The following is a 17,300-nucleotide window of genomic DNA, read 5'->3' on the forward strand; positions in this document are numbered from 1 at the left end:
GAAGCTCCGTTGTTAGAACACTACCGTTAGGTCGCGGTGACTGATTAATGAAACACAGTCGTGAGTCTTGCAAGATCTTCGGCGGGCTTTCAAGACCACTGAACCCGCCTTTTTATTTTTTGCCGGCTGAGCCTAGCACTTAGCCTTGCAATGCATGCAACGTCAGATCGAGGCAAGTGCGCGCCTTGGTAATCAGCTCGTCGATTTCGGCAAAGCTGATAACCAGCGGTGGCGAAATGATCATGGTGTCACCCACTGCACGCATGATCAGGCCGTTATCGAAACAGAATGTCCGGCAGATCATTCCTGCGCCTTGGCCGACATAGCGCTCGCGAGTGGCCTTGTCTTTCACCAACTCAATCGCACCCAGCAACCCAACGCCCCGAACTTCACCCACCAGCGGATGATCATTCAGCTCACGTAAACGCTTTTGCAAATAAGGTGCCGTTTCAGCTTTTACGCGCTCGACGATTTTTTCGTCGCGCAAGATCCGGATGTTTTCCAGCGCCACCGCGGCAGCCACCGGATGCCCGGAATAAGTGAAGCCGTGATTGAAGTCACCGCCTTCGTTGAGCACCTTGACCACTTCGTCGCGCACGATCAGGCCACCCATGGGGATGTATCCCGAGGTCAGGCCTTTGGCGATGGTCATCATGTCCGGTTTGAGGCCGTAGAAATCCGACCCGAACCACTCTCCGGTGCGACCAAACCCGCAGATCACTTCATCGGCGACGAATAAAATGTCGTACTTGGCGAGAATCTCTTTGATTTTCGGCCAGTAGCTGTCAGGCGGAACGATCACGCCGCCCGCGCCTTGGATTGGCTCGGCAATAAACGCGCCCACGTTATTGACGCCCAGCTCGATAATCTTCGCTTCCAGTTGTTCTGCGGCCCAGACCCCGAATTCATCCGGGGTCATCTGACCACCTTCGCCGAACCAATAGGGTTGCGGGATGTGGACGATGCCTGGGATCGGCAAATCGCCCTGCTCGTGCATATAAGTCATGCCGCCCAAGCTGGCGCCGGCCACGGTCGAACCGTGATAACCGTTGACCCGGCTGATGATGATCTTCTTGCTCGGTTGGCCCTTGATCGCCCAGTAATGGCGGACCATCCGCAGCATGGTGTCGTTGCCTTCCGAACCAGAACCGGTGAAGAACACATGGTTCATGCCTTCAGGCGCAATGTCAGAAATGGCCTTGGCCAGCTCCAGCACCGGCGGATGGGCGGTTTGGAAGAACAAATTGTAATAAGGCAGCTCACGCATCTGTTTGCTGGCCGCATCGGCCAGTTCTTCGCGGCCATAACCGATGGCGACGCACCAGAGCCCGGCCATGCCGTCGAGGATCTTGTGGCCTTCGCTGTCCCACAGATAAACGCCCTTGGCGCGAGTAATAATGCGCGGACCTTTTTCCTGCAATTGCTTGTAGTCGCTGAACGGCGCCAAGTGATGATCGCGGCTCAGGGCCTGCCATTCGCGTGTTTGTGTTGAGTTATCGCTCATACCGCTTTTCTCCGTTTTTATCAGACCGCGAACAGCAGGAACTCACGTTCCCAAGAGCTGATCACGCGCTTGAAATTCTCGTGTTCGGCACGCTTGACCGCGACGTAACCGACGATGAATTTCTTGCCAAGGTATTTTTCGATGGTCTTGCTGTTTTCCATCCGTTCCAGCGCATCTTCAATGGTCAGCGGCAGCCGCAGGTTGCGCCGCTCATAACCTCGACCGACCACCGGCGCACTGGGGTTGATCGCTTCGACCATACCGATGAAGCCACACAGCAGGCTGGCGGCAATCGCCAGATACGGATTGGCATCAGCCCCCGGCAAACGGTTCTCAACGCGACGGTTTTGCGGACCCGCGTCCGGCACCCGCAGCCCCACGGTACGGTTTTCTTCGCCCCATTCCACGTTCACCGGCGCCGAGGTGTCGGGCAAGAAACGGCGGAACGAATTGACGTTCGGCGCGAACAAAGGCAGCAGCTCAGGGATGAATTTTTGCAGGCCACCGATGTGACACAGAAACAGTTCACTCATGGTCCCGTCTTCGTTGGAGAAGATATTTTTGCCGGTGGCTACATCAATGACGTTCTGGTGCAAATGCATCGCACTGCCCGGCTCGCCGGTCATGGGTTTGGCCATGAACGTGGCGGCTACATCGTGTTTGAGCGCGGCTTCGCGCATGGTGCGTTTGAACACCAAAATCTGATCCGCCAAGGACAACGCATCGCCGTGCCGGAAGTTGATTTCCATCTGGGCCGTGCCGTCTTCGTGAATTAGCGTGTCGAGGTCCAGGTTCTGTAATTCGCACCAGTCGTAGACGTCTTCGAACAGCGGATCGAATTCGTTGGCGGCTTCTATAGAGAACGATTGCCGACCGGTTTCCGGGCGACCGGAGCGACCTATTGGCGGCTGCAGCGGAAAGTCAGGGTCTTCGCAGCGCTTGGTCAGGTAAAACTCCATTTCTGGCGCCACTATCGGCTGCCAGCCCCGGTCAGCATAGAGTTTCAGGACTTTCTTCAATACGTTGCGCGGGGACAACTCGATGGGGTTGCCCTGCTTGTCGTAGGTGTCGTGAATAACCTGCGCGGTCGGCTCAATGGCCCACGGGACGAGGAACACGGCGTTTTGATCAGGACGGCAAATCATGTCGATGTCAGCCGGGTCCAGCAGTTGGTAATAAATGTCGTCTTCGACATAGTCGCCGGTGACCGTCTGCAACAACACGCTCTCTGGCAAGCGCATGCCTTTTTCAGCGATGAATTTGTTAGTCGGTGAAATCTTGCCGCGAGTGATTCCGGTGAGGTCGCTGATCATGCATTCGACTTCGGTGATCTTGTGCTCTTTCAACCAATCCGTGAGCTGATCGAGGTTGCTACTCATAAAGACCTCAGGGGTAATAAAACCTGGGCGCCGTAATGGGCTCAGGCACGCTTTAACGCGTCTGCGTCGCGTAGTGTCGCTCGCGTTCGACAGGCATCGCCAAATGCCTGAAAAATCGCAAGATAGTGCGGATTCGAGGTGACCTGCCATTCAGGGTGCCATTGCACACCTAAAGCAAAACCTGCGCCTGCCTCGACCGAAATCGCTTCAATCAGCCCATCCGGCGCCCGTGCTTCGACGCGCAAGCCCGGCCCCAGACGCTCTACACCCTGACCGTGAATCGAGTTGACCTCGATTTCACTCGGCAAGCCGAGGCCCGCGAGAACGCCGCCCGGCTGGATATGCATCGTGTGGCTGGGGCCGTATTGGACGTCGAGCGGGTCGTCGCTGTGCTCACGATGGTCCATGAACGTTCCAACTTCGTGAACCTGTTGGTGCAGACTGCCGCCGAAGGCGACGTTCATCTCCTGAAAGCCCCGGCAAATGCCCAATACCGGTACGCCCGCCGCCACAGCGGCACGAATCAGCGGTAAGGTGGTGCGGTCGCGGTCGGGATCATGAGCAGTGCCAGGCAAACTGGCTGGGCCGCTATAGTGATAGGGTTCGACATTGGAGGGCGACCCGGTAAACAGGAGCCCATCAAGACTGGAAAGAAGGTCGGCAGGATCGAGTAACTCGGCCAGTGAAGGCAGGATCAGCGGCAGGCCCTTGGCAGCAACAGCGACTGCTAGGACGTACTTGTCACCACTGATGTGATAACTGTGCAGACCGATCTGCTTGGTGCAGGCGGTCACGCCGATTAACGGCAGGCGAGACATGGGACCCCCGGTATTATTGCTATTTTGGGTTGCAATCGAGCTTAGCCTTGTTCATTTTTTTACACAACACCCCCGTAAAAAATAGAACACAGCCCGCTCAACCCCGCATATCCCAAGCGGCCGGATGCGCTTTTTTTGCCCCAAATTGCCGCAAAATGCCCCCTACAGTGCTTTTTTGGGGCAAAAAAAGGCTCTATTGACTTCATCATGGCTTTCGGATTGACTGAAACCCGCAAAGCTCAATGATTGATATTTTTAACAACAAAGGTGTTTCATCATGTCGGTACCCCCGCGTGCCGTTCAGCTTAACGAAGCGAACGCGTTCCTTAAGGAACATCCTGAGGTTCTGTACGTTGACCTTCTGATTGCAGATATGAATGGTGTGGTGCGCGGCAAGCGCATAGAACGCACCAGCCTCCATAAGGTTTACGAGAAAGGCATTAACTTGCCGGCTTCTTTGTTTGCCCTGGACATCAATGGCTCGACGGTAGAAAGCACCGGCTTGGGTCTGGACATCGGTGACGCTGACCGAATCTGCTATCCCATCCCCGGCACTCTCTGCAACGAACCTTGGCAAAAGCGCCCTACTGCGCAGTTGCTGATGACCATGCACGAAATAGAAGGCGAACCCTTCTTTGCCGACCCCCGCGAAGTTCTGCGTCAGGTCGTCAGCAAGTTCGATGAAATGGGCCTGACTATTTGCGCCGCGTTCGAACTTGAGTTCTACCTGATCGATCAGGAGAACGTGAACGGTCGTCCCCAGCCACCGCGCTCGCCGATTTCCGGCAAACGCCCTCACTCGACTCAGGTTTACCTGATCGACGACCTCGACGAATACGTTGACTGCCTCCAGGACGTTCTGGAAGGTGCCAAAGAACAAGGCATCCCGGCTGACGCCATCGTCAAGGAAAGTGCCCCGGCGCAGTTCGAAGTGAACCTGCACCACGTCGCCGACCCAATCAAAGCGTGCGACTACGCGGTACTGCTCAAGCGATTGATCAAGAACATCGCTTACGACCACGAAATGGACTCGACCTTTATGGCCAAACCCTATCCGGGTCAGGCAGGTAACGGTTTACACGTCCACATCTCGATCCTTGATCGCGATGGCAAAAACATCTTTACCAGCGAGGATCCCGAGCAGAACGCCGCGTTACGCCACGCGATCGGCGGTGTGCTCGAGACCCTACCGGCGTCGATGGCGTTCTTGTGCCCGAACGTCAACTCCTACCGTCGTTTTGGCGCACAGTTTTATGTGCCTAACTCGCCGTGCTGGGGCTTGGATAACCGGACGGTCGCCTTGCGCGTACCGACCGGAACACCCGACTCCGTACGTATCGAACACCGGGTAGCCGGTGCCGATGCCAACCCATACTTGCTGCTGGCCTCGGTGCTGGCGGGCGTACACCACGGTTTGACCAACAAAATCGAACCAGGCGCACCGGTAGAAGGCAACTCCTACGAGCAGAACGAACAAAGCCTGCCCAACAACTTGCGCGATGCCCTGCGCGAGCTGGACGACAGTGAAATCATGGCGCGCTATATCGACCCGAAATACATCGATATCTTCGTCGCCTGCAAGGAAAGTGAGCTGGAAGAGTTCGAACACTCCATCTCCGACCTCGAATACAACTGGTACCTGCACACGGTGTAACGCCGTGCAGTAAAAAAACGCCGTCGGCCTTATGGGCTTGCGGCGTTTTTTTGTGGCTGTTGCCGGATTTTGCCTTGGGAAAAACGCCAAGCGCGCACTCAAAAAAAACTGCTGTAAGATGGCAATCGCTACGAAGCATCGCCCGTGACAGGCATATCGAAGCGGTTAAAAAAGGGATGTTTGAGGCAACAATGACAGAATTTGTGTCGCCCGATGGGGCGAGGTTTTCACTGTTACACCTTTTACCGTCGAACCATATTTTTGAATAACTCGAAACAAAGGCATAAAAAAACCCTGCGCTAGAAAACTAGGGCAGGGTTTGAATTATAGGCCGGGCCTCTTAACCTTTCGGTCTATCCCACCACTGTGCGAACACAGCTTTTGGCAGGGCCAATATTACTTGGCGGCATGGATACTCTCCCTTTCAGGGTTCACCGGCATGCGCATTCCACGGGGAGGATCTTAGAAAACGAAGAAGCGCATTGCAAGCAGAACCTTACACTTCTGATCAGTGGAGCAAGGCCATGGGATGTTGTAGCAGCGCGTTTACCCACGATGACGGACTGACAACCCCCCCGTACAATGCCCACAGGCCCCGCTCCGGAAACCTTCCATGACCCGCCCCGTTACCGCCCGCAAACCCCGCGCCCGCAGTCAGGCGCGCATCGATTCAATCCTTGATGCGGCGCGCACGCTGCTGGCGGCCGATGGGGTGGCCAGTCTGTCGATTTATCTGGTGGCCGAGCGCGCGCAAATTCCGCCGTCGTCGGTGTATCACTTTTTCGCCAGCGTACCTGCCCTGCTCGAAGCCTTGACCGCCGATGTCCACTCGGCTTTTCGCGCGTGCCTGCAAGCGCCGATAGCCCACGAGCAGCTCACCAGTTGGCGTGACCTGTCGCGGGTGGTCGAGCTACGAATGCTCAGCATCTACAGCGCCGACGCCGCCGCCCGCCAGTTGATCCTCGCGCAACACGGCCTGACCGAAGTAACCCAGGCCGACCGTCAGCACGACATTGAGCTGGGCCATCTGATGCACGAGCTGTTCAACCGACACTTCCAGCTTCCAGCGATGCCCGACGACGTGGATGTATTTGCCTTGGCGATGGAGCTGGGTGACCGGGTATACGCACGCTCGGTGCAACTGCATGACGAGATCACCCCGCGTTTAGCCGAAGAAGGCATGCGCGTGTTCGACGCCTATTTGGGGCTGTATCTGCCGCCTTATCTGCCCAAGCGTGAATGGCTAGAGCACTGACATCCCTAGCTGGATTCTTTGCGGTGCTTACGGCCCAGTTCTTTGGCCAACGCGATAAAGTTCTGCGTCGTCGGCTCCAGATCATCAGTCCCGCAGAGCAGGGTAATCGGCGCCACCAGCCGTGGGCGGGCGCCTTGAATCCGACAATACACCACGCTGTCCCGATGAAAGCCGAGCATTGAAGCGGGCACCACCGATACACCTGCTCCCGCGGCGACCAGATTGATGTTGGTCAGCATGCGCTCGATTTCAAAGGCGATTTTTGGCGTGAAACCCGCGCTCTCGCAGGCCTCGATTAATTTCGAATACATGCCCGGCGCGCCACGTCTGCGCACCAAAATGAAGGATTCGTCGGCCAAGGCTTTAAGCGAAACGCTGGGGAGTTCGGGCTCAACGGGAATCGTCACGGGTAATAGCCGGTGCCCCACCGGCAGCACCAGTAGCATTTCTTCGTTTAGCAATCGATGCAGCGTGATGCCTTGGGGATGAGCCACCGGCGCACGCAAAATACCGATGCTCACGCGGCGCGACTGGACTTCTTCGGTCAATTCCCCGGCATTACCTTCGCTTAACAGCAGCGTGACGCTCGGGTACAGCTCGCGGTAGGAACGAATCATCCTCGGAATCAACGGGTGCGCCGCAGCAGAGCTAGTGAAAGCAATGGAGAGCGCACCTTCCAGGCCTTTGGCGGCGCGGGCGGCACGTTTCGAGCCGTCTTCGACCCGGCTCAAAATCGCCCGGGCTTCCTGTAAGAACACCTGTCCGCCGGCGGTCAGATCAACCCCTTTGGGATGGCGCCTGAACAGCTCGAAACCCAGCTCGCGCTCCAGTATCCGAATCTGATTACTCAGTGGCGGCTGCTGCATATTCAAGCGCATCGCCGCACGGGTGAAATGCTGCTCTTCGGCGACCATCAGGAAATAACGTAGGTGTCGCAGTTCCATGAAATTCCTAAAATGGAAGGCCACCCGTAGGAGCCAACGTGTTGGCGAGGCAATCTAAAGCTCGCCAACACGTTGGTATCTACAGATCACTGCCCCGCTTTGTGAAACGCGGCGTCGAGGTCAGCCGAGGCTTTGGTCAATTTCTGTTGTTGGGTTTTCACCCAGTTTTGATCGTCGATCAAGCTGGCCTTTTCTGCCGCCAGCATACGCTCGACTTCCGGGCGCTGGGGGCCGCCGAGGCCTTTACTTGAGGCGATCATGTTTTGCGCGGTCAGCGAGGTGCGGAATTGGGCTTGGGTCAACGGGAACTGGGCGTGTTCGAAGTTAAACGCTTTCAGCGCCTCGCCATATATTCGCTGGACCTCAGAGAACGGAATGTCCGCAGGTTTCATCTTGTTCAAGCGACCGTAGGTCACCAGATCTGATGCGAAGTGGTGCCCGACTCGGAACGGCACATCGGAATCGCGTTGCAGCATGTCCGCCAGTTCGGTGGTGGTCGAATAATCGGCATCGACTTCCTCCAATGCACGGGCTTTGTCGATCTGCAGATTGCTCAACAAATCAGCCAGCATCGTGAAGGACATGGCCGTCTGGTCGAGGGTCTTTTCCACCTGATCCCGCTTGTAGTCAGGCATGCCCGGCGTCACGTTGTGGGCTTCGAGTTGATAGGTCATGGCGCCGCCCACCACATCACTGGCTTGCAGGCGCAACAGGTTCAGGCCATACGGATTGCGCTTCTGCGGCATGATGCTGCTGGTGCCGGTCAGCTTGCCCTCGGTGATCATGATCCACGGATAAGGCTGATGGTATTGAGTGTGGATATCCTGAACCAGCAAACCGATGGTCAGCGCTGCACTGCTGGAAATGCCGGTGAGTTCGATGCCGGTATCCAGCGCCCCTAGCTGCGCCGCATCGTAGGAATTTTCCACAACGCCGTCGAAACCCAACAGCGCGGCCAATTGCTTACGGTCAATCGGGAAGCTGGAGGTGCCCAGCGCGCCAGAGCCCAGCGGACTCATGTTCAGTCGGGCGTAGGCCTCTTTGAATCGAGTTGCATCGCGGTCAAATACCGACGTGAAGCCGAGTAGGTAATGCGCATAGGTAATCGGCTGCGCCTGCACGCCGTTGGTGTACGCCGGCACGATGGTGTCGATATTGTCTTCGGCCAATTTCAGAAACTCAGCCTTGGATTTATTCATCTCATCGAGCAGGTTCAGCACACGCTCGCGCTGCATCAGCCGTCGGGTGGTGGACAAAATGTCCTGGCGGCTACGGCCAGAGTGCATCCGCGACCCATCGGGGCCAGCGATGGCAAGAATCAGCGGCTCATACTTCAAGTAATCGGCGGGACGCTCGGCCCCCGGCTTGTTGCCGTTGACGATGACTTGATCGACCGCGGCCACGATCTTCTTACCCAACTCCGGCGGAACAACTTTGGTGTCGATGACCATCACCGTGGAGGCCTTGTTCATCTCGCCCAGAAAGTAAAAGTTATCGTGCGGTTCTTTTTTGTCAGCCGCCTGGGCGAGTCCCGCTGCCAACATGAGCAAGGGGATCATCGCCAAACGAAACGGCAAGGTCGGCAATACGCGCTTATTTATTTTCATTATTATTTTCGCTCTGGGTGCACTGGATCTTAGTGTTGCGGGAATAACCGTTGCGCGGCGATGTCCGACGCGTAAATACCGTTGGCGTCATGGGCGACGCCTTGAATCCAGCTGTCTTTAAGCCACAGCGGGACATTCGAACTGGCAGGTGCATCGGATTTAATCAGAAAGTTCGGCGCCAGCCCTCGATGCTCGCGCTTGGCTGTTTGAGGTCGGCATTGGCATACACCACAAACGGATAAGGGCTGGCTGCGCTACCGATCTCGATGGTTTGCTCGGCGCTGGCGGCGAAGGCGTTGTTGTGACTGCGCGCCGCGGATGCCGAGCCAACCGCGCCGGTCAATAACGCCGCTGCCAGAACAGTCCTCGCGCTCAGGGGAGTAAGGGATTTCAAAAAAACTGCCATGGGCATCGGACCTTCGCGCGCGGGGAAAGAGACTCACCGCAATGTGCGCGGCAGGGGTGATGCTAGCAGGATGGTTTCATGAAGAAAAATATCTGAAAGCGGGTGTTTCGATACTTCAAAAGTATGGGAATTTGCAGCGGCCAATCCAATGCCTTCGCAGGCAAGCCTGCGAAGAAATCACCACGACCTAGCTTTTAAATCCAAAAAAACCCCGAAGGGCTTTAGCCGTTCGGGGTTATTAGCCGTGCATAAATCACAGCTTTGCGATGGACACCTCGGTGGATTTCACGAAGGCAATTACTTCACTGCCAACGACCAACTCCAGCTCCTTGACCGAGCGGGTGGTAATCACCGAAGTCACTATACCGGACGGCGTCTGTACGTCGATTTCCGACAACACTGGGCCTTCGAGAATTTCTTTGATGGTGCCTTTGAACTGGTTACGAACGTTGATCGCTTTGATAGTCATGATGATTTTCCTGTGTGCAGATGGTTTATTGAGCCCAGCGCAATTGCGTGGGCAATGGTGAAACAGGTTCGGGTTCAGGCGGTGTGCCAGGTATCAACAGCACTCGGTTCAACACTTCAGTTTCCAGCACAGCTTGGCGCTGCGAGCCACGGACCCTGGGGCGCGGCAGCTCTATCAGTAAATCCAGACCGACTTGACCGTCTTCGATCAAGATGACGCGATCGGCAATGGCCACGGCTTCGCTGACGTCATGGGTCACCAACAACACGGTGAAGCCATGTTTTTGCCAAAGCCGCTCAATCAGCTGCTGCATCTCGATTCGGGTCAGTGCGTCCAACGCGCCTAGTGGTTCGTCGAGCAACAACAGGCGAGGTTGATGAATCAATGCGCGGGCCAGCGCCACACGCTGTTTCTGGCCACCGGACAAGGCTGCCGGCCACTCGTTGGCGCGGTCGGCCAAGCCCACCGCTTCCAACGCTTCCAGGGCTCGTGGCCGCCAGTTGCCATGCAAACCAAGGCCGACGTTATCGATGACTTTTTTCCACGGCAGCAACCGCGCTTCCTGGAACATCAACCGCGTGTCTTCCAAGGCGTCACTGAGCGGTGCCGAGCCTGCCAGCAAGTCGCCGGAGGTCGGTTTATCCAACCCCGCCAACAACCGCAGCAACGTACTTTTGCCACATCCGCTGCGGCCCACGACCGCAACAAACTGACCGGCAGGAATATGCAGATCGACGTCTTTGAGCACTTCACGCGGGCCGAAGGTTTTGCGTAATTTGCGCACTGCCAGCGGAATTCCGCGCAGCAGATTAGGCGGCTGAGGTACTTGCTTGAGACTGCTCATACCGCACCGCCCTTGGTTGTTTGATAGGCCGGGTGCCAGCGGAGCCAAACACGCTCCAGACCACGCGCTGCCAGGTCTGCCAACTTGCCAAGCACGGCGTACAAAAGAATCGCCAGCACCACTACGTCGGTTTGTAAGAACTCCCTGGCGTTCATTGCCAAGTAACCAATGCCGGAACTGGCGGAGATGGTTTCCGCCACAATCAGTGTCAACCACATGAAACCTAATGCGAAACGCACGCCCACCAAAATCGAAGGCAGCGCACCCGGCAAAATCACCTGGCGGAACAACGAGAAACCGGACAATCCGTAACTGCGCGCCATCTCGACCAAGGCCGGATCAACATTGCGAATGCCGTGATAGGTGTTCAGGTAAATCGGAAACAACGTACCCAGCGCCACCAGAAATATTTTTGCTGACTCGTCAATGCCGAACCACAAAATTACCAGGGGGATCAGCGCCAAATGCGGCACGTTACGGATCATCTGCACCGAACTGTCCAGCAACCGTTCGCCCCACTTCGACAAGCCGGTGATAAAGCCCAGCGCCAAACCGATGCCGCCACCAATGGCAAAACCGACACCGGCGCGCCAGCCACTAATGGCTAAATGCGTCCATATTTCACCGCTGCGAACCAGTGCCACGCCGGCCGCGATAACCGCGCTCGGTGCAGGCAAGATGCGGGTGGACAGCCAACCGGCCGACACCGACAGCTGCCACACCGCCAACAGCAAGACCGGAAGTGCCCAAGGCGCCAGTCTGTGAATGATTTTTTGCGAAGCGCTAAGGCTCATGGATTTGTCTCCTCGAAGGCCGTTGAGTTACGGGGCCTTGGCCACGTTAGCGGGAGCAGTCCAAATCACGTCTTTGATGCTCAACGGTTTGGGAATCAACTTGAGCTGATAAAAGGTGTCAGCGATTTTCTGTTGCGCCACGACCACCTCTGGCGTGATGAGCTGCGCTCCGTAGCCTTGGCGTTTTACTGAAATCCGGGTGATGTCCACTGGCAGACCAAGCAGCGGCGCCACTTGCTGCGTGACGTCTTCAGGATTGGCTTGGGACCATTTGCCCACCGCCCGAATTTCTTCGACCAGGGCTTTAATCACTTCAGGGTGCTGTTCGGCGTAGGGCTTGGTCGCCAGATAGAACTGGTGGTTGTCCACGATGCCTTGGCCGTCCCGCAGGGTGCGCGCTTGCAACTGTTGCTCAGCGGCGGCTTGGTACGGATCCCATATCACCCAGGCATCAACACTGCCACGCTCAAAGGCAGCTCGCGCATCGGCGGGCGCCAGGAATATAGTTTGGATATCAGCGTATTTAAGGCCGGCGTCTTCCAGCGCTTTCACCAGCAAGTAATGAACATTGGAACCTTTGTTAAGAACGACCTTCTTGCCTTTCAAGTCTTTCACCGACGTGATCGGTGAATCCTTGGGCACCAGAATCGCTTCACTGGTGGGCGCAGGCGGCTCGTATGCGACGTACAACAAATCAGCGCCAGCCGCTTGGGCGAAGACTGGCGGTGTTTCGCCGGTCACGCCGAAATCGATAGAACCTACATTCAACCCTTCTAGCAATTGCGGACCACCGAGAAACTCGGTCCATTGCACTTGCACGCCCTGTGCGGCGAGACGTTTCTCCAGCGAGCCTTTGGCCTTAAGCAGCACCAACGTGCCGTACTTCTGATAACCGATGCGCACGCTTTCTGCTTGGGCGGCGGCGATGGTGCCGAAGGTGACAGCCGCAACAACCAGAGCGACCAGGCTTCGACGCAGAATAGCAGTGCGCATGGCGCGCTCCTTTGCTGTGAGGATGAGGTTGCACCTGCTTGCCTGTTGTCGGGCGAGTAAGATGGACTAGCGATTTCGCTAAGTGGGACAGACCTTAACAGGAGTTTTTTATATCTTTAAATCTCTTTTTTTCATTTGTTTATTCTTAAATTGCATAAGAAAAAATCACCAATTTCAGACGTAAAAAAGGACCGAATGATCGGTCCTCTTCAACACCCAACCCTTAGCGATTAGGTTGTGGAGTCAGGCGCTAATAAGGTGTGACGCCCATTCGCCGGGTCGCGGCCTAGTAGTTATCGGTCAACTGCAGTGAGTCGATTACTCGCAGAACGTCATGGAAGTTAGGTCCAGTGCTGGCGGGATAAGTGATGGTCAGTCGAATTTTTTAATCGGGTCGATCACGAACAAAGAACGCACGGTCAGGGTGTGATTGCGTTTGTATGAATCATGTCGTACAGGTCTGAAACTTTACGATTGGCGTCCGCCAAGATAGGAAAATGACCAAGGTGTTTGGGGTGCGCTTAACGTAGAACTCAGCGCGTTTATTCTCAGTAACCAAGAGCAAACCTAATGAAACTTTCACATATGTCATCAAACCAGCCGTTATTTTTCACACCTGTTTCACCTCCTGTTTACGTATGGTTCGGCATAATTAACGCACAACGTTGGTGAAGCCGGACTCCTCACCCTGTGCATTACCAATCTGACCGTTGTTCACGTTTCATCCAAAAGATCCATACGACCCAACCTGGCGCGTGTTTCTAGCGTCGCAGGAGTCGTTCAATGGCGTTCCGACTATGACTTGCCCGGCCCTGTACGGCTGTAAGCCTTGCCGATCTCTCAAGATATAAGTCTCGCTTGACTGCGCTGCTGTGTGTGGGCGTTGTCGCGTGCGCGGGCCTTATTCCGTCCCGCCATCCTTCCGAACTTGGCCAAAGCCGGCTCCGCAAAGCTGGCCGACCTTAAAGCGCATTGGGTTAAGGGCGACATGATTGTTCTGGTGCGTCACGCTGACATCTTCAGCAGTCCCCTTACCCGAGCAGCTCGAACTTCAGGGTTTATGTTCAATTACGCCAGTGCTGAACAAAGTTGGCTGTTCGACTGCAGGAAAACCATGTTGACCGACACCCTTAGCCACAAGGTGAGGAATCGCAACTTGGTATTGGTCTTCCACAGTGAATGTTTCACTGCCCTCGAAAAACTCATGAATTTGCCCGCATCCAAGACCGGTGATTACGGCTATGCGTCGTTTCTAACAGTTAGGGCTGACGGGGCGCTGCCTAAAGTTGCCGGCATCGTCGACGCAACTGACTGGCAGAAAGTAGTCGGCAAATAAGCACCGTCCAACCCATTCAAATCACCTTTTTAGGAGCCAACTTGTAGTGGGTTCAACGAGGTGCGCCTGACAGTCCGTATCGCCAACAAGCTGGGCCCTACAGAGACGTGTTTGCTAAAGGGGAATACAAAATCCCAGGTATAAAAAACCCCGCACAAGGCGGGGCTCTTTCAACTCGCTACGATCAAAAGAAAGCGTAGGTGTAGTTGAAGATCAGACGGGTCTGATCGGTGCTGCGGGTGCTGCCGTTACCGACGGTTGTATCGCCACCAACATGGTAGCTACCGGTCCGCAGGGTGGTACCGAAGCCTTTCAGGTAACCAGTCTGAATCACGTAGTCGATACGTGCATCACGTTCCCACTCGGAGAAGGTCCTATTGCTGCTCGCGATGGAGCTCTTGATGTCATCACCCTTCAGGTAGGAGATCGAAGCTTTCAAGCCTGGAACGCCGATGCGGGAGAAGTCATAAGAATATTGAGCGAACTTGGTTTGCTCACCTGCGCGGATGAAGCTGTTGACGGTGGAGTCAGTGAACAGATAGAAGCTTGTGCCGCCGTTGTCTTCGCTGTTCAAAGCACCGGCAGTCTTGCCGTCATTGCTAACGCTGCCTTGGTTCAGCAGAACAAAACCACCGCTGTCGCTAACACTCTGGTAACCGGCCAGGAACGAACTGCCACCCAACTGGTAAGTGAAGATCGTGCTCCAAGTGTTGTTGTCAACTTCGCCTGCGTGATCCGCATAGCCGCCGTTGTTGTTGAACGCATAACCAGCGGTGCCGCTGCTGTTTTTACCGTCAGAACGGCTATTGAAGTAGCGCAGGTCAGTCTTGAACGACTGATCATTACCCAATGGCAGAACATGGACCAAGCCCAAGAAGTCTTGCTTGTAGAAGTCTTCCAGGTTGGCATGGTAGTACTGCAAAGTCAGGTCTTTAGTGACCTTCCAATCGCCGCCAGCGAAACGGAACTGGTTGCTGTCATTGTACGCACCAGCAACCGACAGGCCGGTGCTGTTGGTCGATGCGCGACCAGTGGAGTGTTCCAGCTGACCAGCAACCAACGTCACGTTGTCGATGTCTTTTGAGGTGATGATGCCACCGTCAAAGTTTTGCGGCATTGCGCGGCTGTCGTTCGAGAGCAGAATTGGCAGTTGTGGTGCCAAGGCGCCACCAACGTGCAATTCGGTTTTCGAGTAGCGGAACTTGACGTTAGCGTCGCCGCGAGCCAAGTCGCTCTGAGCGGTGCCGTCATGCTCACTAGGCCAGAAAGAGTTGCCGGTAGCCGGGTGGTGACCAGCGCCGCCATCAAGGTGCAGACCGTAGAGCATCTGAGCATCAACACCAACGCCGATAACGCCTTGGGTGAAACCGGAGAGGTAATCAAGCTTCAGAACTTCACCAGTTTCACGCTGGTTGTTCTGAGTAACGGATGGCGCATGGTTGTCGTTCTCGTAGTAAAAAGTACGGGAACTGAGATTGAGTTTGCTGTCTTCCAGGAATCCTGCAGCGCCTGCTTGTTGGGCCAATACGCCAACAGCAATAGCCAGCGCTAAGCTTGACTTGTTCATGTTTTGCTCCTCTACGTTTCTAATTCTTGTGTTCCAAGGCTTGGGGATCTGACGCCCCTTCCACTCCGGATGTGCGAATAGCACTAAAGTGTGACCATCAAGTCAACACATAACTGTCACATACCGACCTTGGTCTAATGCCACTCCAAATCTTGGATGGAGATTAAATAATATTTCATAATTCGAAAAAGAACTGTTTCGTCCTTTTTCAGACGATTATGGAATATCAAACGTCGCCACCCAAACCAATAGCGGTTTTCCATCGTAAAATTGTGTTTTTATTCGAAAAATAGAATAAAAACGCAGCTACCTATAACCAAATTGAAAATTCGGTTACGGAAACCGTGACGTGGATCTTATTTGTGGCCTTCGAGCTGTGTTTCGGCTTTGGGCGCTTATGTGTCATCGCGACCAATTTCTCAAAGTAACGTTACAGTTTGTGTACGCCGTCCAAATTAATTACAAAACGTCACGCCAGCATCTTCCTGATGCTAATGCCAAAATGTTACTGATAGGTGATTTTTTAGATCACATCGGCTTTTTTTCCGCCACGTTCGGCAGCGTGATCTACGAGTTTTTTCATAGGTGCGCGTCACCAGCCACCTTGATGTGTCGGGGTATGAATTTCTCAACGGCTTGCGTTGCTCGAATCGTTGAATATCGGAAATGTCGATATGAGCGCTGATGCTGCCGACACCGTCCTGGTCTTGCCCAAGCGGCGGGCTCAGCGCTGACTTACTTCGCTCCAATAAATGCGGCAAACCACTCATCAAACACCGGACAAATTATTGAGCTGTCTAGATTAATTGTATGAGCGGGCTTGCTCGCGGGCCCGGTCGCGCTTGACCGAACCGGTCCCAGCGGGCCGAACCGGTTCCAAATGAAAGTATAGAATCGCCGGTTTGACGACTGCTGCGCAGCGGTTCGGCCTGCAACTCGCCGGCATACCCCGCGCTCAGCGCGAGGTCAAAGCCCGCGAGATGCTGGCCCTGGTCTATCTGGCCGACTTTAATTATCGACGGATCTGGCAGCTCTCAGGCGGTCAGCGCCAACGTGTCGAGCTGGCCCGCGCACTGCCAGCAGATCCGCGTGTCCTGCTGATAGACGAACCTTTTGGCGCCCTCGATGCGTTTACCCGCGAACACATGCAAAATTGCTGCTGCAAGTGTGGCCACGCATCGCCCGAGGCATTTTTAATCCGCTGATCGAGTTTTATCGACCATCCCACCACTGGCCTATCTGCCGCTGATTGTTATCTGCTGCGGCATCGGTGAATTGTCGAAAGTGCTGCTGATTTGGCTTTATGGTCCAGTCAGCCGCGCAGTTTCTGGTCACCGACGTCGTGGTGTTGGGCATTTTGGTGATCGCCCTGATTGCGTTCGCCATGGAGATGGGCCTGCGCGCGCTGCAACGCAAACGGGTGCCGTGGCACGGCCTGTCCCATTAGTGCTGCTTAGCAGCAAGATCGTTAAAAAATGCATCACTTTGGGATCTCGCACCCTTTTAATGCGCAAATTGTGTGCAGAGAAATTCGAAAAGCGGCCAATCGAAACTTTCCGCGCCCACGGCGAAAATTTCCGAAAACCACGAATAGCCCTCTATTAAAGGGCTTCCGAACAGAAAACACCCTTTATGCAGCACACAATTCAAAAACTGGCACGCCCCCTGCAATAGCTTGATCAAGAGCAACATCAACACCCGCAGTAAGCCCAGTTTTGGGGACCTTGGTA

At 55.2% G+C, this 17,300-nt stretch carries 14 protein-coding genes and 3 pseudogenes; 5 read left to right on the top strand and 12 right to left on the bottom strand.

Features of this window, described 5'->3' with window-relative positions; translation table 11 throughout:
• Positions 1-139: 139 nt before the first annotated feature.
• From RHM59_RS15115 to RHM59_RS15125, 3 genes are read right to left on the bottom strand one after another with little or no spacing between them, the layout of a single operon-like run.
• Positions 140-1,504: an aspartate aminotransferase family protein gene (locus tag RHM59_RS15115; protein WP_322224590.1), complete on the bottom strand. Its 1,365-nt coding sequence runs from the start codon at positions 1,502-1,504 to the stop codon at positions 140-142.
• A 20-nt stretch (positions 1,505-1,524) separates the two neighbouring features.
• Complete coding sequence (locus RHM59_RS15120) at positions 1,525-2,883, bottom strand: glutamine synthetase family protein (RefSeq protein ID WP_322167162.1); 1,359 nt, start codon at positions 2,881-2,883, stop codon at positions 1,525-1,527.
• Positions 2,884-2,924: 41 nt separating this feature from the next.
• Entirely contained in the window at positions 2,925-3,701 is a 777-nt protein-coding gene (locus tag RHM59_RS15125) for a gamma-glutamyl-gamma-aminobutyrate hydrolase family protein (protein ID WP_322167161.1), read from the bottom strand.
• Positions 3,702-3,978: 277 nt separating this feature from the next.
• On the opposite strand from RHM59_RS15125, the gene RHM59_RS15130 reads away from it, so the two are divergent.
• Together RHM59_RS15130 and RHM59_RS15135 are read left to right on the top strand one after the other, a co-directional pair.
• Positions 3,979-5,355, top strand: a complete 1,377-nt coding sequence (locus RHM59_RS15130) for a glutamine synthetase family protein (RefSeq protein ID WP_297845848.1) — start codon at positions 3,979-3,981, stop codon at positions 5,353-5,355.
• 613 nt (positions 5,356-5,968) lie between these two features.
• Positions 5,969-6,610: a TetR/AcrR family transcriptional regulator gene (locus RHM59_RS15135; RefSeq protein WP_322184329.1), complete on the top strand. Its 642-nt coding sequence runs from the start codon at positions 5,969-5,971 to the stop codon at positions 6,608-6,610.
• A gap of 5 nt (positions 6,611-6,615) precedes the next feature.
• Here the strand turns inward: RHM59_RS15135 and RHM59_RS15140 are convergent, their stop codons facing one another.
• The 8 genes and pseudogenes from RHM59_RS15140 to RHM59_RS15175 form a co-directional block, all read right to left on the bottom strand.
• A complete protein-coding gene (locus RHM59_RS15140) occupies positions 6,616-7,554 on the bottom strand; it encodes a LysR family transcriptional regulator (protein WP_322184331.1) in 939 nt (312 codons plus the stop codon).
• An 86-nt stretch (positions 7,555-7,640) separates the two neighbouring features.
• Complete coding sequence (locus RHM59_RS15145) at positions 7,641-9,161, bottom strand: argininosuccinate lyase (protein WP_322224593.1); 1,521 nt, start codon at positions 9,159-9,161, stop codon at positions 7,641-7,643.
• Between the two features lie 163 nt (positions 9,162-9,324).
• On the bottom strand, positions 9,325-9,567 hold the full coding sequence (locus tag RHM59_RS15150) for a hypothetical protein (RefSeq protein WP_322167157.1): 243 nt from the start codon (positions 9,565-9,567) through the stop codon (positions 9,325-9,327).
• A gap of 253 nt (positions 9,568-9,820) precedes the next feature.
• A complete protein-coding gene (locus RHM59_RS15155; RefSeq protein ID WP_297842014.1) occupies positions 9,821-10,036 on the bottom strand; it encodes a TOBE domain-containing protein in 216 nt (71 codons plus the stop codon).
• A gap of 25 nt (positions 10,037-10,061) precedes the next feature.
• A complete protein-coding gene (ssuB, locus tag RHM59_RS15160; RefSeq protein ID WP_322167156.1) occupies positions 10,062-10,880 on the bottom strand; it encodes an aliphatic sulfonates ABC transporter ATP-binding protein in 819 nt (272 codons plus the stop codon).
• Positions 10,877-11,674: an aliphatic sulfonate ABC transporter permease SsuC gene (gene ssuC, locus RHM59_RS15165; protein WP_322167155.1), complete on the bottom strand. Its 798-nt coding sequence runs from the start codon at positions 11,672-11,674 to the stop codon at positions 10,877-10,879. Before ssuC ends, ssuB begins: the two co-directional genes overlap by 4 nt.
• A gap of 27 nt (positions 11,675-11,701) precedes the next feature.
• Positions 11,702-12,667, bottom strand: coding sequence for a sulfonate ABC transporter substrate-binding protein (locus RHM59_RS15170; protein ID WP_322224595.1), 966 nt, complete (start codon positions 12,665-12,667; stop codon positions 11,702-11,704).
• A 289-nt stretch (positions 12,668-12,956) separates the two neighbouring features.
• Positions 12,957-13,167 (bottom strand): annotated as a pseudogene (locus tag RHM59_RS15175) (peroxidase); the annotation flags it as partial.
• A gap of 374 nt (positions 13,168-13,541) precedes the next feature.
• Between RHM59_RS15175 and RHM59_RS15180 the strand changes: the two are divergent.
• On the top strand, positions 13,542-14,003 hold the full coding sequence (locus tag RHM59_RS15180) for a hypothetical protein (protein WP_322184337.1): 462 nt from the start codon (positions 13,542-13,544) through the stop codon (positions 14,001-14,003).
• A 184-nt stretch (positions 14,004-14,187) separates the two neighbouring features.
• Here the strand turns inward: RHM59_RS15180 and RHM59_RS15185 are convergent, their stop codons facing one another.
• Complete coding sequence (locus RHM59_RS15185; protein WP_322167152.1) at positions 14,188-15,570, bottom strand: OprD family outer membrane porin; 1,383 nt, start codon at positions 15,568-15,570, stop codon at positions 14,188-14,190.
• 609 nt (positions 15,571-16,179) lie between these two features.
• Between RHM59_RS15185 and RHM59_RS15190 the strand changes: the two are divergent.
• Positions 16,180-16,315 (top strand): annotated as a pseudogene (locus tag RHM59_RS15190) (ABC transporter substrate-binding protein); the annotation flags it as partial.
• A gap of 178 nt (positions 16,316-16,493) precedes the next feature.
• Positions 16,494-17,017 (top strand): annotated as a pseudogene (locus RHM59_RS15195) (ATP-binding cassette domain-containing protein); the annotation flags it as partial.
• Between the last annotated feature and the right edge of the window lie 283 nt (positions 17,018-17,300).

This window comes from Pseudomonas sp. MH10 (assembly GCF_034353045.1).
Classification (GTDB): Bacteria; Pseudomonadota; Gammaproteobacteria; order Pseudomonadales; family Pseudomonadaceae; genus Aquipseudomonas.

Coding starts and splice junctions, on each gene's coding strand:
- RHM59_RS15115 (WP_322224590.1), bottom strand. CDS start 1,504: ATGAGCGATAACTCAACACAAACACGCGAATGGCAGGCCCTGAGCCGC.
- RHM59_RS15120 (WP_322167162.1), bottom strand. CDS start 2,883: ATGAGTAGCAACCTCGATCAGCTCACGGATTGGTTGAAAGAGCACAAG.
- RHM59_RS15125 (WP_322167161.1), bottom strand. CDS start 3,701: ATGTCTCGCCTGCCGTTAATCGGCGTGACCGCCTGCACCAAGCAGATC.
- RHM59_RS15130 (WP_297845848.1), top strand. CDS start 3,979: ATGTCGGTACCCCCGCGTGCCGTTCAGCTTAACGAAGCGAACGCGTTC.
- RHM59_RS15135 (WP_322184329.1), top strand. CDS start 5,969: ATGACCCGCCCCGTTACCGCCCGCAAACCCCGCGCCCGCAGTCAGGCG.
- RHM59_RS15140 (WP_322184331.1), bottom strand. CDS start 7,554: ATGGAACTGCGACACCTACGTTATTTCCTGATGGTCGCCGAAGAGCAG.
- RHM59_RS15145 (WP_322224593.1), bottom strand. CDS start 9,161: ATGAAAATAAATAAGCGCGTATTGCCGACCTTGCCGTTTCGTTTGGCG.
- RHM59_RS15150 (WP_322167157.1), bottom strand. CDS start 9,567: ATGGCAGTTTTTTTGAAATCCCTTACTCCCCTGAGCGCGAGGACTGTT.
- RHM59_RS15155 (WP_297842014.1), bottom strand. CDS start 10,036: ATGACTATCAAAGCGATCAACGTTCGTAACCAGTTCAAAGGCACCATC.
- ssuB (WP_322167156.1), bottom strand. CDS start 10,880: ATGAGCAGTCTCAAGCAAGTACCTCAGCCGCCTAATCTGCTGCGCGGA.
- ssuC (WP_322167155.1), bottom strand. CDS start 11,674: ATGAGCCTTAGCGCTTCGCAAAAAATCATTCACAGACTGGCGCCTTGG.
- RHM59_RS15170 (WP_322224595.1), bottom strand. CDS start 12,667: ATGCGCACTGCTATTCTGCGTCGAAGCCTGGTCGCTCTGGTTGTTGCG.
- RHM59_RS15185 (WP_322167152.1), bottom strand. CDS start 15,570: ATGAACAAGTCAAGCTTAGCGCTGGCTATTGCTGTTGGCGTATTGGCC.